The organism is Albidovulum denitrificans (assembly GCF_002973535.1).
In the GTDB taxonomy this organism is placed as follows: Bacteria; Pseudomonadota; Alphaproteobacteria; order Rhodobacterales; family Rhodobacteraceae; genus Albidovulum; species Albidovulum denitrificans.
In genome coordinates, this window is record NZ_PVEP01000023.1 from 1 (window position 1) to 1223 (window position 1223).

1 protein-coding gene is annotated in these 1223 nt (G+C 61.2%); it reads left to right on the forward strand.

The genetic code is table 11. The features are described 5' to 3' along the window. Window positions 1-54 precede the first annotated feature (54 nt). A protein-coding gene (locus LX70_RS20340; RefSeq protein WP_425430607.1) for an IS3 family transposase occupies window positions 55-1202 on the forward strand; the annotation gives its coding sequence in 2 pieces (ribosomal slippage) (window positions 55-327 and window positions 330-1202; 1146 coding nt in all). Window positions 1203-1223: the final 21 nt, after the last annotated feature.

Below are 1223 nucleotides of genomic sequence, written 5' to 3' on the forward strand. Positions count from 1 at the left end.
TGGACTTGCCCTGAAAAAGTGGAGAGCACCAACTGAGGAACCAGGAGGTGTTCTATGGGAAACGGAAGCAGACCGACGCCGGAGTTCCGGCGTGAAGCGGTTCGGTTGGCGCTGACCAGCGGCCGGACACGGCGCGAGATCGCGGAAGATCTGGGGATTGGGCTTTCGACGCTGACGCGATGGCTCAGTCGCGAACGGGATACCGGTGAGCCGGTTGAGGCATCGGTCGATCTGCATGCCGAGTTGAAGCGGTTGCGACGCGAGAACGCTGTTCTGAAGCAGGAGCGCGACATTCTAAAAAAGGCCGCCGCCTTCTTCGCGAAAGACGCAAGTCGATGAGCTTTGCCTTCATCGAAGCGGAGAAGGCGAGCTTCCCCATTCACAGGATGTGCCGGGTCCTGGAGGTCAGCCAGAGTGGGTTCTTCGCCTGGCGCGACCGCCCGGCCTGCCAGCGCCAGCGACAGGACATGGTCCATCTCGCCCACATTCGCACGGTGTTCGCCCTGTCGAACGGCACCTATGGCAGTCCGCGCATGCATCGCGACCTGATCGACGAAGGTCATCAGATCGGGCGGCATCGCACGGCACGCCTGATGCGCGAGAACGGCCTCGTGGCAAGGCAGAAACGGCGATTCAAGCGAACCACGGACAGCGAGCATGCCTGGCCAATTGCGCAGAACCTGATTGCGCAGGACTTCAGCGCCGATGCGCCCGACAAGAAATGGGGAGCTGACATCTCCTACATCTGGACAGCACAGGGCTGGCTTTACCTTGCGGTCGTGCTCGACCTCCACTCGCGGCGGGTCGTCGGCTGGGCAACGAGTGACCGCCTGAAGAGGGGCCTCGCCGTCGAAGCCCTGCGCCGTGCCATTGCGAACAGAAGCCCCGCACCCGGTCTGGTTCATCACAGCGATCGCGGAAGCCAGTATTGCTCGGTGGACTATCAGGCCGAACTCAGAAAGCGCAGCATCCTGATCTCGATGAGCGGCAAGGGGAACTGCTACGACAACGCGATGGTCGAGACGTTCTTCAAGACCATCAAGTCGGAGCTGGTCTGGCCAGTCGCATGGCAAACACGCCAGCAGGCCGAAAATGCCATCGCCAGATACATCGACGGGTTCTATAACCCCGTCAGACGACATTCATCGCTCGGCTACCAAAGCCCCATCGCCTTCGAGAGAAAGGCCCGTGAAGTGAGCTAAACGCTCTCCACAAAAGCCGGG